The sequence below is a fragment of the Streptomyces sp. LaBMicrA B280 genome (genome assembly GCF_049222185.1).
GTDB lineage: Bacteria > Actinomycetota > Actinomycetes > Streptomycetales > Streptomycetaceae > Streptomyces > Streptomyces murinus.
Genome location: NZ_JBMJCT010000044.1, coordinates 55,697 through 73,382, shown reverse-complemented (window position 1 = coordinate 73,382; position 17,686 = coordinate 55,697). Strand labels below are relative to the sequence as shown.

The window sequence follows — 17,686 nt, the reverse complement described above, 5'->3', positions numbered from 1 at the left end:
GCGGTGGAGTAACCGGTCCACGCCGGGTTACACCTCGGGGCCCTCACCAGGGCAGGAACACATGGATGTCCTTGCCCTCGTCGTGCACCACCACACTGACCTGGCTGCACAGCGTGTGCACCAGATGCCAGCCGATGCCGCCGCCGCCCGTGCGCGGGTGGAAGGGCCGGGGTTCCGGCCGGGTGGTGCTGGAGTCGCGCATCGTCACGTGCACCCCGTCGAAGGTGCGCCGCATCCGCAGGTCGAACGGGCCGGGCGCGTACTGGATGACGTTCGCCGCCAGCTCGGTCACCACCAGCAGGATGTCGTCCCAGTACTCGTGCTCGCCGGGCGGCGCGACCCGGGCCAGTGCGCCCAGGAAGTCCTCCGCGGCGAGCCGCGCCTCTGTGACGTTGCGCAGCTCACCCGCGAAGGAGAACTCACGCTCGTACGTCTCCTCCGAAGGCGGTGTCTCGTCCCCACGCGGCTCCGTCGCCATCTCCGCATCCCCCGGCCTCGGTCACGAGGGGCCCCTGTGCTGCCCCGTGCGGCCAGGACGGTCGTCGTCGCTGATCTCTCGCTGCGCTGCGGGTTCCCACAGCCGGGCCGGATATCCGTCCGTCTGATCGCCTCATGGCACGGCCTCACGGGCTGCGAGCAGCCCGTCGCGCGGCGCGAACGGCTCCGCAGGACACCGTAGTCCCTGGGACACCAGGCGCGGCACACCGCCCTGTCGGCCGCCGCGGCGGCCCGCGGAAAGTCCGGTGAGGTGGGCGCCCGCGGGGGACTCGGGGTACATGAGTCCAGACATGAGCCATGTGAGCCCCGATCCGGAACCCGAGAGCACCACCGGACTCGAACCCGGCGGCTCGGTGCCGCCCGGCGAGACCCCGCCCGCGGAGAGCAGCATGCCCCAGGCCGCGGTCCGCGAGCCGGGCGCGACCCAGCGCGGCTGGGCCAAGGCGCCGCTGGCGCTGATCCTGGTCCTCGTGGTGCTGTTCGCCGCGTTCTTCCTGGTGTACGCCCTGGTCCTGATCCACTGACCGACAGCCGGGCCCGCTGGGCCGGCTCACCCCTGTGTGTGCCGCACGCACTCCGTGACGACGTCCCGCAGGGTGCCGCCGCCCTCCATGATCCGCCGCTGCTCGCGCGCGCCGTTGCCGTGCCGCAGCAGGTCCTCGACGCCCTTCTCGGCGCGGTCCGTGTCCCCGCAGGCGTCGAGCGCGTCCCCGACCGCATCGAGCAGGGAGTACAGCACCCGGGCGGCGGGCCGCGGTCGCAGGCTCACGGGGTCCAGCAGCTTCTCTTCGAGCCCTGAGCGCGCCGCCTGCCAGGAAGCGAGCCGGAGCAGGCTCACGCTGTGACCGGGCGCCTCTTCGCCCGCGCGCCAGTCCCGGGCGGCGGTCTCCACCAGGCCCCGGGTCAGGGTCGCGACGAGCAGCGCGGTGTCCGCGGACAGGCATACGTCCGAGACCCGCACCTCGACCGTCGGATAGCGCGCGGAGAGCCGCGCGTCGAAGTACACCATCGCCTCGTCCAGGATCACCCCGGTGCCCACCATGTCCGCCACCCGCCGGTGATAGCGCTCCGGCGAGCCGAACAGCTCGGTCGGTCCGGCCGACGGCCAGCGCGACCACACCCGGCTGCGATAGCTCTCGTAGCCGCTGTCATGGCCTTGCCAGTAGGGGGAGTTGGCGCTGATCGCGGTGAGCACCGGGAGCCAGGGCCGCAGCCGGTCGAGGACCGCCACGCCCTCCTCGTCGGACTCCACCGACACATGCACATGGCAGCCGCAGACCAACTGGTCCCGGGTGCCGATGCCGTAGCGCTCGGACAGCCACTGGTAGCGCTCGTTCACGGTGAGCGAGGGGCTCACCGGCAGCGGCGAGGTGGCCAGCGCGGCGACCGCGCAGCCGATCTGCCCGGCGTGCCGGGCCGCCTCCTTGCGGCAGCGCACGATCTCGTCGCCGAGGTCCGCCATGTCCGACTGCGGATGGGTGGCGAACTCCAGCATCTGCCCGAACAGTTCCTTCTCGAACACGTCCTGTCCGGGATCGTCCCGGTGGGCCCGCGCGAGCACGGGCGCCGCCAGCGCCTTCGGGTCGCCGCTGTCCGGATCGACCAGAAGGAGCTCCTCCTCCACTCCGACCGTGCGCACTCGATGCCGCCTCTCCGCCCTGTGACCAGGGGCAGCCAGGGTTCTGTATGAACCCCGACTGCCCCTGGGACGGGCGCCGACACCTACGCCCTGAGCGCCGGACCGAGGAACACCGTGGCCAGCGGCGGCAGTGTGAGCCGCAGCCCGCCGTCGGCCGGCTTCAGCGCCCCCGGGGCGCCGACCGGGATGCCGCCGCCCCCGTAGCCGATGTCGTCGGTGTTCAGCAGCTCCCGCCAGGCCGGTACCTCCGCGGGGACCGCCAGCCGGTAGTCCTCGCGGACCACGGGCGAGAAGTTCGACACCGCGAGCAGCGGGGTGCCGTCGGCCGCGAGGCGCAGGAACGCGAAGACGTTGTCCTCCGCCGCGTCGCACAGCACCCAGCGGAAGCCGCCCGGGTCGGTGTCCCGCTGCCACAGCGCGGGCGTCGCCCGGTACAGCGCGTTCAGGTCCCGCACCAGCGCCTTGACGCCCCGGTGGTCACCGGCGGAGTGGTAGTCGTCCGCGAGCAGCCACCACTCGGGCCCCTGCTCCTCCGCCCACTCGGCGCCCTGCGCGAACTCCTGTCCCATGAACAGCAGTTGCTTGCCCGGATGGGCCCACATGAAGCCCAGATAGGCGCGGTGGTTGGCGCGCCGCTGCCACCAGTCGCCCGGCATCTTCGACACCAGCGCCTGCTTGCCGTGCACCACCTCGTCGTGCGAGATGGGCAGCACATAGTTCTCGCTGTAGGCGTACACCATCGAGAAGGTCATCTCGTTGTGGTGGTACTTGCGGTGCACCGGCTCCTTCTGGATGTACTGGAGCGAGTCGTGCATCCAGCCCATGTTCCACTTCAGCCCGAACCCGAGCCCGCCACTGTCGGTCGGCCGGGTCACCCCGTCCCAGGCGGTGGACTCCTCGGCGATGGTCACCACACCCGGGCAGCGCCGGTAGACGGTGGCGTTCATCTCCTGGAGGAACGCCACCGCGTCCAGGTCCTCGCGCCCGCCGAACACATTCGGCTCCCACTGCCCGGAGTCCCGGGAGTAGTCGAGGTAGAGCATGGAGGCGACGGCGTCCACCCGCAGGCCGTCGATGTGGAACTCCTCGCACCAGTACACGGCGTTGGCCACGAGGAAGTTGCGCACCTCGATCCGCCCGTAGTCGAACTCGTACGTCCCCCAGTCGGGGTGCTCGGCGCGCTTCGCGTTCCCGGGCTCGTACAGCGGATCCCCGTCGAACCGGGCCAGTGCCCAGTCGTCCTTGGGGAAGTGCGCCGGCACCCAGTCCATGATCACGCCGATGCCCGCCCGGTGCAGCGCGTCCACCAGGTACCGGAAGTCGTCCGGCGAGCCGAGCCGGGGGGTGGGCGCGTAGTACGAGGTGACCTGGTAGCCCCAGGAGCCGCTGAACGGATGCCCGGCCACCGGCATCAGCTCCACATGCGTGAAGCCCATCTCCTTGACGTACGCGGGCAGTTCGTCCGCCAGCTGACGGTAGGTCAATCCGGGCCGCCAGGACGGCAGATGCACCTCGTACACGGAGAACGGCGCCTCGTGCACCGGGATGTCGCCGCGGTGCGCCATCCACCGCTCGTCGCCCCACGCGTAGTGCGAGACCGTCACCACCGAGGCGGTGTCCGGCGGCACCTCGGTGCGCCTGGCCATCGGGTCCGCCTTGAGGAACCGGTGGCCGTAGCGGGAGGTGATCTCGAACTTGTAGCGGTCGCCCTCGCCGATCCCGGGCAGGAACAGCTCCCACACCCCGGACGCGCCGAGCGAGCGCATCGGGTACTGCGTGCCGTCCCAGTACGTGAAGTCCCCGGCCACCCGCACCCCTTGGGCATTGGGCGCCCACACGGTGAACCGGGTACCGGCCACGCCCTCATGGGTCATCGGCTCGGCGCCGAGCGCCTGCCACAGCTGCTCGTGCCGGCCCTCGCGGATCAGATGCAGGTCCAGTTCGCCGAGGGCGGGCGGGAAGCGGTACGGGTCATGCACCTCCCGCTCGTCCTCGTCGTACGTCACCAGCAGCGTGTACGGCGGGATCTCCGGGTAGGGCAGCACGGCCGTGAACAGCCCGCCGCCCTCGGAGACGAGCGGGTTGGCCATCCCGTCGACCAGGACGCTCACCGCCCGCGCGTTCGGGCGCAGCGCCCGGAACAGGGTGCCGCCCGGCACCGGGTGGGCGCCCAGCAGGGCGTGCGGATCGTAGTGCGCCCCGGCCAGCAGCCGGTCGCGCTCGGCGGGGTCCAGTGCGGTGGCCGGGGCCTGCCCGGGGCCCGCGGTCTCGGGCGGTGAGGTGTCGCGCAGTGCCATGTCCTCAGCCTCCCCACACCGCGAGCCGCTTGATCGCCGCCATCGGTACCGGCAGCCAGTCCGGCCGGTGTCTCGCCTCGTACAGCACCTCGTACACCGCCCTGTCCGTCTCGTGCGCGCGCAGCAGCGCGTGCTTCTTGCGTGGGTCCCAGCCCGCGCGGGCCGCGTAGCCCGCGCAGAACGCCTCCCGGCAGCGGCGCGCCCACTCGGGTCGCCAGGGGCGGCGCTGCCGGGCCGCGTAGTCGAAGGAGCGCAGCATCCCGGCGACGTCCCGCACCGGGGACTGCGGGGCCCGCCGCTCGGCAAGCGGTCTGGAGGGCTCGCCCTCGAAGTCGATGACGAACCAGTCGCGGCCCGCCCGCAGCACCTGCCCGAGGTGCAGATCGCCGTGGATGCGCTGGGCGGGCGGCCCGGTGTCGCAGGTGGCGAGCGCCCCGAACGCGGCCCGCAGACCGGGCACGAACGGCTTGAGGCCGGGCACGGCGTGCGCCGCGGCCTCCAGCCGGGCGCACATCGCCTCGGCGGTACGGCCGTTCTCGCCGGGCCCGGCCGACGGGAACGCCTCGGCCAGCGCGAGGTGCACCTCGGCCATGGCGCGGCCCAGCTCACGGGCCTCGGCGGTGAAGTCGTCGCCCGCGGCGAGCGCGCCCAGTGCCAGCGTCCAGCCGTCGGTGGCGTCCGGCAGGAACGGCTGGAGCACCCCGAGCGTGGCCGGACGCGGCGCGCTGGTGGTGAACCAGGCGACCGGCGCGGGCACCCGGGTGCAGCCCTGCGCGGCGAGCGCCGCCGACACCTCGAGATCGGGGTTGACGCCCGGCTGGATACGGCGGAAGAGCTTGAGGATGTACGCGTCGCCGTACACCAGCGAGGTGTTGGACTGCTCGGCGTCCAGCAGCCGCGGCGGCAGACCCCCCGGCACCGGGGCGGTGGGGTCCGCCTCGAAGCGCAGCGGGCCCGCGCCGCCCGGTCGGCGCAGCCGCTCCAGGAGCAGGCTCGCCGAGCGCGGGTCGTAGAGCGCGTCGTAGACCGCGAGCCCGGCCAGCGGTCCGGCGGTGGCCCGCCCGATGAACGCCCGTTCCAGGCGCGGCGCGAGCTGCTCGCGCACCCCGAGCAGCAGCTGGTAGCAGTCGCCCGGCGGGGCGGTGCCGCCGGGGGTGGGCACCGGCGCGTGCGAGGCGTGCACCAGCAGATGCAGACACCCGGGGAACAGCTCGGTCACACTGAGCACCGACAGATCGGTCACGGGCCGGTCCTTGCCCGCGAACCAGCGCTGGCGCGGCAGCCATTCGCGCAGCAGCCCGCCGAGCGAGGCGAGGGGACCGCCGGCTCCGGCCGCGGTTCTCGGCCGGAGGGTGATGGTCTTCGGCATGGTGACGCGTCCTTTCCTCGGCGCCGTGCGCTCAGCGGCGGCGGCCGATGCGGGATGCGACTCGGGTGAGCCGGAACCAGTAGAAGCCGTGGCCCTGAAGGGTGAGGAGGTAGGGCAGTTCACCGATGGCGGGGAAGCGCACCCCACCGATCAGCTCCACCGGGTGGCGTCCGTCGTAGGCCCGCAGGTCCAGCTCGGTGGGCTGGGCGAAGCGGGAGAAGTTGTGGACGCACAGCACCAGGTCGTCCTCGTACTCGCGCAGGAAGGCGAGCACCGCCGGGTTGGAGGAGGGGAGTTCGTCGTAGGAGCCGAGTCCGAAGGCGGGGTTCTGCTTGCGGATCTCGATCATGCGCCGGGTCCAGTGCAGCAGCGAGGACGGCGACGACATGGCCGCTTCCACGTTGGTGACCTGGTAGCCGTAGACCGGGTCCATGATCGTGGGCAGGTACAGCCGTCCCGGATCGCACGTCGAGAAGCCCGCGTTGCGGTCGGGGGTCCACTGCATGGGGGTGCGGACGGCGTCGCGGTCGCCGAGCCAGATGTTGTCGCCCATGCCGATCTCGTCGCCGTAGTAGAGGATCGGCGAGCCGGGCAGGGACAGCAGCAGGGCGGTGAACAGCTCGATCTGGTTGCGGTCGTTGTCGAGCAGCGGCGCGAGCCGGCGGCGGATGCCGATGTTGGCCCGCATCCGCGGATCCTTGGCGTACTCCGCCCACATGTAGTCGCGTTCCTCGTCGGTGACCATCTCCAGGGTCAGCTCGTCGTGGTTGCGCAGGAAGATCCCCCACTGGCAACGCGAGGGAATCGCGGGCGTCTTGGCGAGGATCTCCGAGACCGGGTGGCGCGATTCCCGCCGCACCGCCATGAAGATGCGCGGCATGACCGGGAAGTGGAACGCCATGTGGCACTCGTCGCCGCCGCGTTCGTAGTCCCCGAAGTAGTCGACCACGTCCTCGGGCCACTGGTTGGCCTCGGCCAGCAGCACCGTGTCCGGGTACATCGCGTCGATCTCCCGCCGCACCCGCTTCAGGAACTGGTGGGTCGCGGGCAGGTTCTCGCAGTTGGTGCCCTCCTGCGCGTAGAGGTAGGGGACCGCGTCGAGCCGGTAGCCGTCGATGCCGAGGTCCAGCCAGAACTTCAGGGCGGCCAGGATCTCCTCCTGCACCGCCGGGTTCTCGTAGTTGAGGTCCGGCTGATGGGAGAAGAAGCGGTGGAAGTAGTACTGGCCCCGCACGGGGTCGTACGTCCAGTTGGACGCCTCCGTGTCCACGAAGATGATCCGCGCGTCCTCGTACCGCTTGTCGTCGTCGGCCCAGACGTAGTAGTCCCCGTAGGGGCCGTCGGGGTCCTTGCGCGACTCCTGGAACCACGGGTGCTGGTCGCTGGTGTGGTTCATGACGAAGTCGATGATCACGCGCATGCCGCGCTGATGGGCGGCGTCCACGAACTCCACGAAGTCGGCGAGGTCACCGAACTCCGGCAGCACGGCGGTGTAGTCGGCGACGTCGTAACCGCCGTCTCTCAGCGGGGACTTGAAGAAGGGCGGCAGCCACAGGCAGTCCACGCCGAGCCACTGGAGATAGTCGAGTTTGGCGGTCAGGCCCTTGAGGTCGCCGACGCCGTCGCCGTTGCTGTCCTGGAAGGAGCGCACCAGGACCTCGTAGAAGACGGCACGCTTGAACCAGTCCGGGTCCCGGTCCCGGGCAGGGGTGTCCTCGAAGGTGTCCAGTACGGGTTCGTTCACGGTCATGGCGCTGCGGGCCCTCCGTCGTGGTGCGTCGATCGCTGGACATGGAGCACATGCGCCGGCGCGCGGCCCGGCGTGAGGCGCACGTAGTTGGTCCTGCCCCAGTGGTACGCCTCGCCCGACAGCTCGTCGTGCACGGGCAGTTCGGCGTCCCAGTCCAGGCCGAGTTGCGGCATGTCCAACGAGACCGTGGCCTCCTGGGCGTGATGCGGGTCGAGATTGACGACCACGATGACCGTGTCCGTCCCCGTGCTCTTGCTGTAGGCGAGCACGGCGTCGTTGTCGGTCCGGTGGAAGCGGAGGTTGCGCAGGCGCTGTAGCGCCGGGTGGGCACGGCGGACGGCGTTCAGCCGGGTGATGAGCGGCGCGATCGTACGGCCCTCACGCTCGGCCGACTCCCAGTCCCGGGGCCGGAGTTGGTACTTCTCGGAGTCTCGGTACTCCTCGCCGCCCTGGCGCAGCGGGGTGTTCTCGCACAGCTCGTAGCCGCTGTAGACGCCCCAGGCGGGGGAGAGGGTGGCCGCGAGCACGGCGCGGAGCTCGAAGGCGGGACGGCCGCCGTGCTGGAGGTGGCCGGGCAGGATGTCGGGGGTGTTCGCGAAGAAGTTGGGCCGCATATAGGCGGCCGCCTCACCCGTCAACTCGCCCAGGTACTCGATGAGTTCCTGCTTCGTCTCGCGCCAGGTGAAGTAGGTGTACGACTGCTGGAAGCCGATCTGCGCGAGAGCGTGCATCATGGCGGGGCGGGTGAACGCCTCCGCCAGGAAGATCACGTCCGGGTCCTTTTGGTTGATCTCGGCGATGACCCGCTCCCAGAACACCACCGGCTTGGTGTGCGGGTTGTCGACGCGGAAGATCCGCACCCCGTGGTCCATCCAGTGCCGCAGCACCCGGACCGTCTCCGCGATCAGCCCGTCCATGTCGGCGTCGAAGGCGATCGGATAGATGTCCTGGTACTTCTTCGGCGGGTTCTCGGCGTAGGCGATCGTCCCGTCCGGGCGGTGGTGGAACCACTCCGGATACTTGTGCACCCAGGGGTGGTCGGGGGAGCACTGGAGGGCGAAGTCCAGCGCGATCTCCAGCCCCAACTCCCGTGCCTCGCCCACGAAGTGGTCGAAGTCCTCGATGGTGCCGAGGTCGGGGTGGACCGCGTCGTGGCCGCCCTCGGAGGAGCCGATCGCCCAGGGCACGCCGACGTCTTCGGGACCGGCGGTGAGGGCGTTGTTCGGGCCCTTGCGGAAGGTGCCGCCGATCGGGTGGATCGGCGGCAGATAGACGACGTCGAAACCCATCTCCGCGATCGGCCGCAGACGGCGGGCCGCCGTACGGAACGTGCCGTGCGGCCGCTTCGCCGTGCCCTCGCTGCGCGGGAAGAACTCGTACCAGGAGCCGTACAGCGCCCGCTCCCGCTCCACCAGCAGCGGCATCGGATCCGAGGCGGTCACCAACTCCCGCAGCGGGTAACGGTCCAGGACCTCCCGGACCCGGGGGGACAGCGCGGGCCGGAACCGCTCATGGACCGAGAGGGAGTCGTCGCCGAGGGCGCGGGCGGCGGCGGCCACCAGATCGCGCTCCGGGCCCTTGGGCACCCCGGCGGCGGCGCGTTCGTACAGCTCGGCGCCCTCCTCCAGGACCAGCCCGGTGTCGATCCCGGCCGGCACCTTCACCGAGGCGGTGTGCCGCCAGGTCGCCAGCGGATGACTCCACGCCTCCACCCGGAAGGTCCAGCGGCCCGTCATGTCCGGGGTGATCTCGGCGCCCCACACATCGCTGCCGGGGGAGACCTCGCGCATCGGGATCCAGGGGCGGCGCCGGCCCCTGGGATCGCGCAGGACCACATGGGCACCGACGGCGTCGTGCCCCTCCCGGAACACGGTCGCGGTGACCTGGAAGGTCTCCCCGGTCACCGCCTTCGCCGGGCGCCTGCCGCACTCCACGGCCGGCCGGACGTCACGTACCGGTACACGGCCGATGGCCGGGGTCCTGCGCATGTAATCACCTCCGCCGTGCGCGAAGCCGGGCACCGGCCCGGCTTCGCGATCCGAGAGCGGGGCACCGGCCCGTGCCGGTCCCCGAAGGGAACGCCTTGTACGGTGCCAGCTCAGGAGCTCGGCGCCGTGGAACGCCGCTCCGAAGCCGGCGCCCTTCGCACCGAACGGCGCGACATCGGCCGTCCGTCCTGCTCGCGCAGGTAGCCGACCTGACTCGTGCGCAGATAACGCTCCGCCGCGTCCGCCGCCTCGCGGGCGCAGCGTTTGCCCATCAGAACGCACAAGGTGTACCCCGAGTCCTCGAACGTGGCCCGGACCGTGCGGTCGTACGGCGAGGCGAGCATCACGCGCTCCCACGCCCGGTAACGCCGCAACTGCCGGGCCACTTCGGCCTTGGCGGGTAGCAGCATGGCCCTGTTCACCCTCCACGCTCTCGACTGGGCGCGTTCCCGACGGTCGGGTGGCGTCCGCGCAGGGGTGGGCACGGCACCGTTACGGCGATCGAGGCTTTCACTCATGGTGCACGCGCGTGGACGCAGCGTCTTGTTGGAGCTTCAACCACTGGGAACGGTGTGTGCTCGTGTTGCACGAATGGCGTAGCGCCTGCACCGTTGGAGATGACTCTGAAGCGATCACCGCTCACGCTGTGTGTCCGGGATCCCTCCCGGACAGGGCGAGGGGAGCGAGAGCTTCGCCGGTGAGGAGCAAGCGACGATGAAGACCGCAGTGCCCTGCTACTACCACCTCGACGTGGAAGTCAGCCCGGAACGGGTGGGACAGGTCAGCCGCATCCTGGCCGCCCATCTCCGCCACTGGGACCTCGACAATCTCGTGGCCCCCGTCTGCCGCGGCGCCGAACTGCTGCTGCGGGCGATCGACCAGCACGCCCGTGACAAGCACACCTCCATCGAGATGTGGTGGAACGGCCAGCACCTCATCACCGCCTTCGGTGACGACGATCCCGAACTGCGCCCGGACCAGGATCTGCGCGCCTGCCTCGCGGACATCGCCGCCATGAGCGACGGCTGGGGCTGCTGCGCCGCCGAGACCGGAGCCAAGATCATCTGGTTCTCGCAGCGCGCCCGCGCCGGTGAACGGGTGCCGCTGGTGCCGCTGCCGCCGGAGCCGTTCCTGAGCACCGGCCTGAAGGAGCCGCGGCGGCATCAGGTGGCCGTCCTGGCCGCGCCCGTGCCCGCCGGTGACAGCCTGGAGGGCAGCCGGTGACCGCCCGCACCACCAGGAAAGGGCTGCCCGTCTGGAGCGGGCAGCCCTACCCGTTGGGCGCCTCCTTCGACGGACAGGGCACCAACTTCGCGCTGTTCAGCGAGGTCGCCGAGCGGGTCGACCTGATCCTCGTGGACGACGACGGCAAGGAGACCTCCGTCCGGCTGCACGAGGTCGACGGCTTCGTCTGGCACGCGTATCTGCCCGGCATCGCGCCCGGGCAGCGTTACGGCTACCGGGTGCACGGCCCCTGGCAGCCCTCGCTCGGCCACCGCTGCAACCCGAGGAAGCTGCTGCTCGACCCGTACGCGCGCGCCGTGGACGGCCAGATCGACAACCACGCCTCCCTGTACGAGCGTTCACCGGACGGCCCGGCCCCCGCCGACAGTGCCGGGCACTCCATGCTGGGCGTGGTCACCGACCCGTACTTCGACTGGGGCGACGACCGGCCGCCGCGCACCGCGTACGCGGACTCGGTGATCTACGAGGCCCATGTGCGCGGACTGACCCGCACCCATCCGGACGTCCCCGAACGGCTGCGCGGCAGCTACGCGGGCCTCGCCCATCCCGCCGTCATCGAGCATCTGACCTCGCTCGGGGTGACGGCGGTCGAGCTGATGCCGGTGCACCAGTTCGTCCAGGACGGGGTGCTCCAGGACCGGGGTCTGTCCAATTACTGGGGCTACAACACCATCGGCTTCTTCGCGCCGCACAACTCCTACGCCGCCTTCGGCAGCCGGGGCCAGCAGGTCAACGAGTTCAAGGCCATGGTGAAGGCGCTGCACGCGGCCGGACTCGAAGTCATCCTCGACGTGGTCTACAACCACACCGCCGAGGGCAGCGAGTTCGGGCCCACCCTGTCCTTCCGGGGCATCGACAACGCCTCCTACTACCGTCTGGTGGACGGGGACTGGGCGCACTACTACGACACCACGGGCACCGGCAACAGCCTGCTGATGCGGCACCCGTACGTACTCCAGCTGATCATGGACTCGCTGCGGTACTGGGTCACCGAGATGCATGTCGACGGCTTCCGCTTCGACCTCGCGGCGACCCTGGCCCGGCAGTTCCACGAGGTGGACCGGCTCTCGGCCTTCTTCGACCTGATCCAGCAGGACCCGGTGATCAGCCGCGTCAAGCTGATCGCCGAGCCCTGGGACGTGGGGGAGGGCGGCTACCAGGTCGGCAACTTCCCGCCGCTGTGGTCGGAGTGGAACGGCAGATACCGGGACGCCGTACGGGACTTCTGGCGCGCCGAGCCCGGCTCGCTCGGCGAGTTCGCGTCCCGGCTGACCGGCTCCTCCGACCTGTACCAGCACAGCAGGCGCCGGCCGCGGGCGAGCGTCAACTTCGTCACCGCGCACGACGGGTTCACGCTGCGGGACCTGGTGTCGTACAACGACAAGCACAACGAGGCGAACGGAGAGGACAACCGGGACGGGGAGAGCCACAACCGGTCCTGGAACTGCGGGGCGGAGGGGGACAGCACCGATCCCGCCGTGCTCGAACTGCGCGGGCGCCAGCAGCGCAACCTCCTCGCCACCCTGCTGCTCTCGCAGGGCATCCCCATGCTCTGCCACGGGGACGAGCTCGGGCGCGGCCAGCGCGGCAACAACAACGCGTACTGCCAGGACAACGAGATCTCCTGGGTGGACTGGGAACTCGACCACGAGCAGCGGAACCTGGCGGACTTCACCCGGACCCTCATCGCGCTGCGCGCCGCGCACCCCGTGCTGCGCCGGCGCCGCTTCTTCCGCGGCGAGACCGCGACGAACGCCGCGCAGCCGCTGCCGGACCTCCTGTGGCTGCGGCCCGACGCCCGCGAGATGACCGGGCGGGACTGGCAGCGCGACGACGCGCACTCCGTCGGCGTCTTCCTCAACGGCGACGCGATCGCCGAACGGGACCCGTACGGTGGGAGGTTGACCGATGACTCCTTCCTGCTCCTGCTCAACGGGTACTGGGAGCCGGTGGACTTCCGGCTGCCGGACGAGACGTTCGGGGAGCGCTGGACGACACTCGTCGACACCGCGGACGCGGAGGGCGTACCGGACGAGCGCGAGCGGAAGGCGGGAACGCGACTGCGGGTGGAGGCCAGGAGCCTCATCCTGCTGACCCGTCCCTCACGGGCGGCGGATCAGGGGAGCTGAGGCTCAGCGCACGCGCCGCGACATCACCGTGAACTGGGCGCCGTCGGCGTCCCGGAGGATCGCCTCCGTGTCGTTCTCCTTCAGGACGCTGCCCCCGTGCTTCTCCGCGGCCCGGGCGCAGCCGGGTACGTCCGCCACCGCGAAGTGGACCTGCCAGTGCGGCCGTACGGAGGGGTCCGGGGCGGCCTCCACCGCGCCCGAGTCGATCCGGGCCACCGCGTCCCCCTGGCTGCGCAGCACCACCTCGTCGCCGTCGTACTCGACCTCGCAGCACCCCGGCTTCCCCGACGCCCAGTCGAGGATCTCGCCGTAGAACATCGCGGAGTCGAAGGCGTCACGGGTGTGCAGCCGGATGAACGTCGGCGCCGCCCGCCGCCAGGCCTCCCAGTTGGAGACCAGCTCGCCCTGCCAGATCCCGAACGTCGCCCCGTCGCGGTCGGCGAGCAGCGCGGCCCGGCCGGGCGGGAAGGAGAGCGGTCCGACCGCCGCCGTACCGCCCCGCTCCCGTGCCCGCGCCACCGCGACGTCCGCGTCCGGCACCGCGAAGTACGGCGTCCAGGCCACCGCCATCTGCCACATCGAGGCCACCGCGGCGATCCCGGCCACCGGTACCCCGTCGGCCAGCGCGACCCGGAAGTGCTCACCGAGCTTCGCGCCGCGCCAGCGCCAGCCCAGCACGGCCGAGTAGAAGTCCTGGGTGGCCTGGAGGTCGCGGCTGGTCAGGCTCACCCAGCAGGGTGCGCCGAAGACGGAGTGCGTGGAGACGACCGCGCGGGTGCGCGGCCCGTGCCCGGTGCCGTTCGCTCCGTCGCTGACAGGGGTTTCTCGGTTCATGTTCGGTAACGTCCTGCTCTCGGGTGCCGGGGGTCACCGCTCTGGCTCCAGTGTCCAACCGGAAGCGGGTGGGGCGCCTGTCGAGTACCCCCGGTGGCAGGGGGACAGGCCGCTGCGCAGGATGGGGGGATGGGAGAGAGCGAGGCGGAGCGGATCGCCGCGTTGCAGGCCGAGATCGACCAGCTGAGGCAGGCCATGGCCTCTCACGCCGTGGTGGACCAGGCGATCGGGATGGTGGTGGCCCTCGGCCGGGTCACCCCCGAGCAGGGCTGGCAGGTGCTGCGGGAGGTCTCCCAGCACACCAACATCAGGCTGCGCAACGTCGCCGAGCTGGTCCTCATCTGGGGCCGCCGGGGCGAGCTGCCGCCCGAGATCAGCGCGGAGCTGGAGGAGGCCCTGGACCGGTACGGTCCCGTCCAGGTCCCCGGTGGCGACCCGGAGCCCGCTCCGGACCGGCCGGGTCCCGTGTGAAGCGGAGCCTCACCGCGTCTCCGCCAGCAGTTCCTCCCGCAGCCGGTCGAAGCACCCGCTGAGCAGCCGCGACACATGCATCTGCGAGATGCCCAGCTGCTGGGCGATCCGGTTCTGCGTCATCCCCCGGAAGAACCGCAGGTAGAGGATGGTCCGCTCGCGTTCCGGCAGCGCCGCGAGGCAGGGCTTGACGGCCGCCCGGTCCACCACGAGGTCGTACCCGGGGTCCGGGCCGCCCAGCGAGTCCCCGAGGGCGTAGCCGTCGGTGCCCGCCACCTCGGCGTCCAGGGACAGCGCGGAGAAGCACTCCAGCGCCTCCATCCCGGTGCGCACCTCGTCCTCGTCGAGCCGGGTGTACTCGGCTATCTCGGCGACCGTGGGCGGCCGGCCCGGCGTGGACTGGGACAGCTCCTTGACGGCCGTACGGACCCGGTTGCGCAGGTCCTGGACGCGGCGCGGAACGTGCAGCGTCCACATGTGGTCCCGGAAGTGCCGCTTGATCTCACCGGTGATGGTGGGCACCGCGTACGCCTCGAAGGCGCGGCCGCGCTCGGGGTCGTAGTGGTCGACGGCCTTCACCAGGCCCAGCGCGGCCACCTGGTACAGGTCCTCCAGGGACTCCCCGCGGCCGCGGAAGCGTACGGCGATCCGCTCGGCCATGGGCAGCCACAGCCGTACCAGTTCGTCCCGCAGCGCCCGCCGCTCGGGGCCGTCGGGCAGCTCCGTGAGCCGCGCGAAGGACTTGCCCGTGTCGGGCGCGTCGTCATGGGGGTGGGGGTGGGATCTGGGCCTGGTGCTGGTGTAGCCAGTGACACGCATCGCGCGCACCTCTCTTGCCGGTGCCGGTTGGACAGACACCGTGGGAGTAGCGCGCGCTCGGTCACGGGAAAGGACTCGGGGGCGTCAGGCCGTGCGGGGGGCCGGCTCCCACGGAAGTGCCTCCTGTCCGAAGCACATCAGTGCGTTTTCCCGCTCTCGGACATCACAAAACAATTCACCCGATAAGCGGAAAAAGGGTACGGCAGCCTTGACCGCATCTTGGGGCCGCCCGAGGGGTGATACCTCTGTAGCAGAGGTAATCTTCAGGCGTGGAAGACGAAGCGATACACGGGCCCGGCGGCGACGCGCCGCCCGGGGCGCCCGAGACCTTCCCGGCGGAGCTGACCGACGCGCTCGTCGGCATCCAGCGGCTGATCCGGCGCCGGCTGCGCGGCGGCCTGGCCGGGCCCCGGCTGCGCGGTGCCGAGGTGGAACTGCTGCGGCTGGTCGAGTCCCGCCCGGGGATCGGTGTCTCGGAGGCGGCCAAGGAACTGCACCTGGCGAGCAACTCCGTCTCGACGCTGGTCAACCAGCTCGTACGGGAGGCGTACCTGGTCCGGGAGACCGACCCGGCCGACCGGCGGGCCGCGCGGCTGCGGCTGACCGGGGCCGCCGAGAAGCGCCTTGAGGACTGGCACCGCCGCCGCGCCGAGCTGGTCGGCGGCCATCTGGCCCGCCTCGACGGCGCCGACCACGACGCCCTGCGCGCGGCCCTCCCGGCCCTGCGCAGGCTCGCCGACCTGCTGCACGAGGACCCCGAGGCGGACGAGGACCCGGCGGTGCCCGTGAGCGCACCGGCCGGGGCCGGAGCCGTCCCCGCGGGAGCCCGGACGGAGGGGACGCCATCATGACGACCGACCCGGCGGACAGGTCCGCCACCCCGGCCGCGGCGGCCACCGCCACGGCCGAGGCAGCCGCCGCCCGCGCCGAGGCCGTCAGCTGCACCGGGCTCACCTACGCCTTCGGCGAGACCAAGGCCGTGGACGACCTCGACCTGGGCGTCTGCGAGGGCGAGGTCTTCGGGCTGCTCGGACCGAACGGCGCGGGCAAGACCACCGCCATCCGCTGCATCACCACCCTGCTGCCGGTCCCCGCCGGGATGGTCCGCGTCTTCGGGCACGACGCCGCCAAGGAGCGCATGGGAGTGCGCCGCATGCTCGGCTACGTCCCGCAGCAGCTGTCCGCCGACGGCGGGCTCACCGGGCGCGAGAACGTCGCCCTGTTCGCCCGGGTGTTCGACGTGCCGCGCCGGGAGCGCGCCGCACGCGTCGATCTGGCGCTCTCCGCCGTCGACCTCTCGGACGCCGCCGGACGGCTCGCCAGTACCTACTCCGGCGGCATGATCCGCCGCCTCGAACTCGCCCAGGCCCTGGTCAGCGCCCCCCGGCTGCTGATCCTCGACGAGCCGACCATCGGCCTGGACCCGATCGCCCGCACCGGCGTGTGGGAGCACATCAACGCCGTACGCGAGGCGACCGGCATGACCGTCCTCGTCACCACCCACTACATGGACGAGGCCGACCAGTACTGCGACCGGGTCGGCCTGATGCACCGCGGCCGCATCCGCGCCCTCGGCACCCCGGAGGAACTGCGCCGGGGCCTCGCCGAACGCAAGGGCACCGACACCCTGCCCACGCTGGAGGACGTCTTCCGCGACATCGCCGGCAGTGGCCTCGACGACAACACCGGAGGAGGTTTCCGTGAAGTCCGAAGCACCCGCCGCACCGCACGCCGCGTCGGCTGACCGCACCCTCGGCAAGGACACCGCGCTGCTGCTCACCCCTCCGGTGCCGCGCGCCGGCTGGCGGCTGCTGCCCGCCCGGGTGCTCGCCATGTGCACCGTGGAGCTCCAGAAGCTGCGCCACGACCGCACCGAGCTGTACACCCGCGCCGTCCAGCCCGCCCTGTGGCTGCTGATCTTCGGTCAGACCTTCACCCGGATCCGGGCGATACCCACCGGCGGCATCCCGTACATCGACTACATGGCGCCCGGCATCATCGCCCAGTCCGCCATGTTCATCGCGATCTTCTACGGCATCCAGATCATCTGGGAGCGCGACGCGGGCATCCTGAACAAGCTGCTCGTCACCCCGACCCCGCGCTCGGCGCTGATCACCGGCAAGGCGTTCGCGGCCGGGGTGAAGTCGCTGGTGCAGGCGATCGTGGTGATCGTGATCGCCGCGCTGCTCGGTGTCGCCCTCACCTGGAACCCGCTGAAGCTGCTCGGCGTCGCCCTCGCGGTGATCCTCGCCTCGGTGTTCTTCTCCTGCCTCTCGATGACCATCGCGGGCATCGTGCTCAGCCGCGACCGGCTGATGGGATTCGGGCAGGCGATCACCATGCCGCTCTTCTTCGGCTCCAACGCCCTGTACCCCGTCTCCGTGATGCCGGGCTGGCTCCAGGCCGTCAGCAAGGTCAACCCGCTGAGCTATCAGGTCGACGCGCTGCGCGGGCTGCTGCTCGGCACTCCCTCGCATCTCGGCGCCGACTTCGGGGTGCTGGCGATCGCCGCCGCGCTCGGCATCACGGCGGCCTCCTCACTGCTCGGCCGACTGGCCCGGTGATCTTGCCGGGAACGTGATGTGCGGCACGCACCGCGGCCCGCCCGAACCGGGCGCGGGGGGATTCTTCCTGGGCAGCGCTTGAT

General features: G+C 71.4%; 16 protein-coding genes. 7 read left to right on the top strand and 9 right to left on the bottom strand.

Translation table 11 applies throughout. The annotated features are described in order from the left end of the window. Positions 1-43: 43 nt before the first annotated feature. The gene (locus ACLF5H_RS28740; protein ID WP_085563256.1) at positions 44-478 is read right to left on the bottom strand and encodes an ATP-binding protein; all 435 of its coding nucleotides are present in this window, start codon (positions 476-478) and stop codon (positions 44-46) included. A gap of 310 nt (positions 479-788) precedes the next feature. Between ACLF5H_RS28740 and ACLF5H_RS28735 the strand changes: the two genes are divergently transcribed. After that, positions 789-1,022, top strand: a complete 234-nt coding sequence (locus ACLF5H_RS28735) for a DUF6480 family protein (protein WP_421678899.1) — start codon at positions 789-791, stop codon at positions 1,020-1,022. Between the two features lie 26 nt (positions 1,023-1,048). Here ACLF5H_RS28735 and ACLF5H_RS28730 read toward each other — a convergent pair whose 3' ends face one another. From ACLF5H_RS28730 to ACLF5H_RS28705, 6 genes are all read right to left on the bottom strand, one after another. After that, complete coding sequence (locus ACLF5H_RS28730; protein ID WP_421678898.1) at positions 1,049-2,137, bottom strand: glutamate--cysteine ligase; 1,089 nt, start codon at positions 2,135-2,137, stop codon at positions 1,049-1,051. An 83-nt stretch (positions 2,138-2,220) separates the two neighbouring features. Beyond that, entirely contained in the window at positions 2,221-4,434 is a 2,214-nt protein-coding gene (gene glgB / locus ACLF5H_RS28725; RefSeq protein ID WP_421678897.1) for a 1,4-alpha-glucan branching enzyme, read from the bottom strand. Between the two features lie 4 nt (positions 4,435-4,438). Beyond that, complete coding sequence (locus ACLF5H_RS28720; protein WP_421678896.1) at positions 4,439-5,803, bottom strand: maltokinase N-terminal cap-like domain-containing protein; 1,365 nt, start codon at positions 5,801-5,803, stop codon at positions 4,439-4,441. Between the two features lie 31 nt (positions 5,804-5,834). Then, complete coding sequence (gene treS, locus ACLF5H_RS28715) at positions 5,835-7,553, bottom strand: maltose alpha-D-glucosyltransferase (RefSeq protein WP_421678895.1); 1,719 nt, start codon at positions 7,551-7,553, stop codon at positions 5,835-5,837. Then, positions 7,550-9,541, bottom strand: coding sequence for an alpha-1,4-glucan--maltose-1-phosphate maltosyltransferase (locus tag ACLF5H_RS28710; protein WP_421678894.1), 1,992 nt, complete (start codon positions 9,539-9,541; stop codon positions 7,550-7,552). Before ACLF5H_RS28710 ends, treS begins: the two co-directional genes overlap by 4 nt. 110 nt (positions 9,542-9,651) lie before the next feature. Further along, positions 9,652-9,951: a DUF5133 domain-containing protein gene (locus ACLF5H_RS28705; RefSeq protein ID WP_361682977.1), complete on the bottom strand. Its 300-nt coding sequence runs from the start codon at positions 9,949-9,951 to the stop codon at positions 9,652-9,654. 304 nt (positions 9,952-10,255) lie between these two features. Here ACLF5H_RS28705 and ACLF5H_RS28700 point away from each other — a divergent pair, with 304 nt between their 5' ends. Together ACLF5H_RS28700 and glgX are read left to right on the top strand one after the other, a co-directional pair. Then, complete coding sequence (locus tag ACLF5H_RS28700; RefSeq protein ID WP_421678893.1) at positions 10,256-10,765, top strand: pep a2; 510 nt, start codon at positions 10,256-10,258, stop codon at positions 10,763-10,765. Next, positions 10,762-12,915 carry a glycogen debranching protein GlgX gene (gene glgX / locus ACLF5H_RS28695; RefSeq protein WP_421678892.1) on the top strand — a complete coding sequence of 718 codons (2,154 nt, stop codon included), beginning with the start codon at positions 10,762-10,764 and terminating at the stop codon, positions 12,913-12,915. Before ACLF5H_RS28700 ends, glgX begins: the two co-directional genes overlap by 4 nt. 3 nt (positions 12,916-12,918) lie before the next feature. On the opposite strand, the gene ACLF5H_RS28690 is transcribed toward glgX, so the two are convergent. Next, complete coding sequence (locus tag ACLF5H_RS28690) at positions 12,919-13,749, bottom strand: VOC family protein (RefSeq protein WP_421678891.1); 831 nt, start codon at positions 13,747-13,749, stop codon at positions 12,919-12,921. Between the two features lie 129 nt (positions 13,750-13,878). Between ACLF5H_RS28690 and ACLF5H_RS28685 the strand changes: the two genes are divergently transcribed. Beyond that, entirely contained in the window at positions 13,879-14,220 is a 342-nt protein-coding gene (locus tag ACLF5H_RS28685; protein WP_421678890.1) for an ANTAR domain-containing protein, read from the top strand. A 9-nt stretch (positions 14,221-14,229) separates the two neighbouring features. Here ACLF5H_RS28685 and ACLF5H_RS28680 read toward each other — a convergent pair whose 3' ends face one another. Beyond that, positions 14,230-15,039, bottom strand: a complete 810-nt coding sequence (locus ACLF5H_RS28680) for an RNA polymerase sigma factor SigF (protein ID WP_421678889.1) — start codon at positions 15,037-15,039, stop codon at positions 14,230-14,232. 284 nt (positions 15,040-15,323) lie between these two features. Between ACLF5H_RS28680 and ACLF5H_RS28675 the strand changes: the two genes are divergently transcribed. Genes ACLF5H_RS28675 through ACLF5H_RS28665 form a run of 3 tightly spaced genes read left to right on the top strand, consistent with a single transcriptional unit; the run spans position 15,324 to position 17,603 of the window. Beyond that, positions 15,324-15,890: a MarR family winged helix-turn-helix transcriptional regulator gene (locus ACLF5H_RS28675; RefSeq protein ID WP_421679146.1), complete on the top strand. Its 567-nt coding sequence runs from the start codon at positions 15,324-15,326 to the stop codon at positions 15,888-15,890. Further along, positions 15,887-16,783 carry an ABC transporter ATP-binding protein gene (locus ACLF5H_RS28670; RefSeq protein WP_421678888.1) on the top strand — a complete coding sequence of 299 codons (897 nt, stop codon included), beginning with the start codon at positions 15,887-15,889 and terminating at the stop codon, positions 16,781-16,783. Before ACLF5H_RS28675 ends, ACLF5H_RS28670 begins: the two co-directional genes overlap by 4 nt. Continuing rightward, positions 16,740-17,603, top strand: coding sequence for an ABC transporter permease (locus ACLF5H_RS28665; RefSeq protein WP_086810484.1), 864 nt, complete (start codon positions 16,740-16,742; stop codon positions 17,601-17,603). The genes ACLF5H_RS28670 and ACLF5H_RS28665 overlap by 44 nt, the downstream gene beginning before the upstream one ends. Positions 17,604-17,686: the final 83 nt, after the last annotated feature.

Coding starts and splice junctions, on each gene's coding strand:
- ACLF5H_RS28735 (WP_421678899.1), top strand. CDS start 789: ATGAGCCATGTGAGCCCCGATCCGGAACCCGAGAGCACCACCGGACTC.
- ACLF5H_RS28685 (WP_421678890.1), top strand. CDS start 13,879: ATGGGAGAGAGCGAGGCGGAGCGGATCGCCGCGTTGCAGGCCGAGATC.
- glgB (WP_421678897.1), bottom strand. CDS start 4,434: ATGGCACTGCGCGACACCTCACCGCCCGAGACCGCGGGCCCCGGGCAG.
- ACLF5H_RS28680 (WP_421678889.1), bottom strand. CDS start 15,039: ATGCGTGTCACTGGCTACACCAGCACCAGGCCCAGATCCCACCCCCAC.
- ACLF5H_RS28705 (WP_361682977.1), bottom strand. CDS start 9,951: ATGCTGCTACCCGCCAAGGCCGAAGTGGCCCGGCAGTTGCGGCGTTAC.
- treS (WP_421678895.1), bottom strand. CDS start 7,553: ATGACCGTGAACGAACCCGTACTGGACACCTTCGAGGACACCCCTGCC.
- ACLF5H_RS28720 (WP_421678896.1), bottom strand. CDS start 5,803: ATGCCGAAGACCATCACCCTCCGGCCGAGAACCGCGGCCGGAGCCGGC.
- ACLF5H_RS28690 (WP_421678891.1), bottom strand. CDS start 13,749: ATGAACCGAGAAACCCCTGTCAGCGACGGAGCGAACGGCACCGGGCAC.
- ACLF5H_RS28700 (WP_421678893.1), top strand. CDS start 10,256: ATGAAGACCGCAGTGCCCTGCTACTACCACCTCGACGTGGAAGTCAGC.
- ACLF5H_RS28710 (WP_421678894.1), bottom strand. CDS start 9,541: ATGCGCAGGACCCCGGCCATCGGCCGTGTACCGGTACGTGACGTCCGG.
- ACLF5H_RS28740 (WP_085563256.1), bottom strand. CDS start 478: ATGGCGACGGAGCCGCGTGGGGACGAGACACCGCCTTCGGAGGAGACG.
- ACLF5H_RS28670 (WP_421678888.1), top strand. CDS start 15,887: ATGACGACCGACCCGGCGGACAGGTCCGCCACCCCGGCCGCGGCGGCC.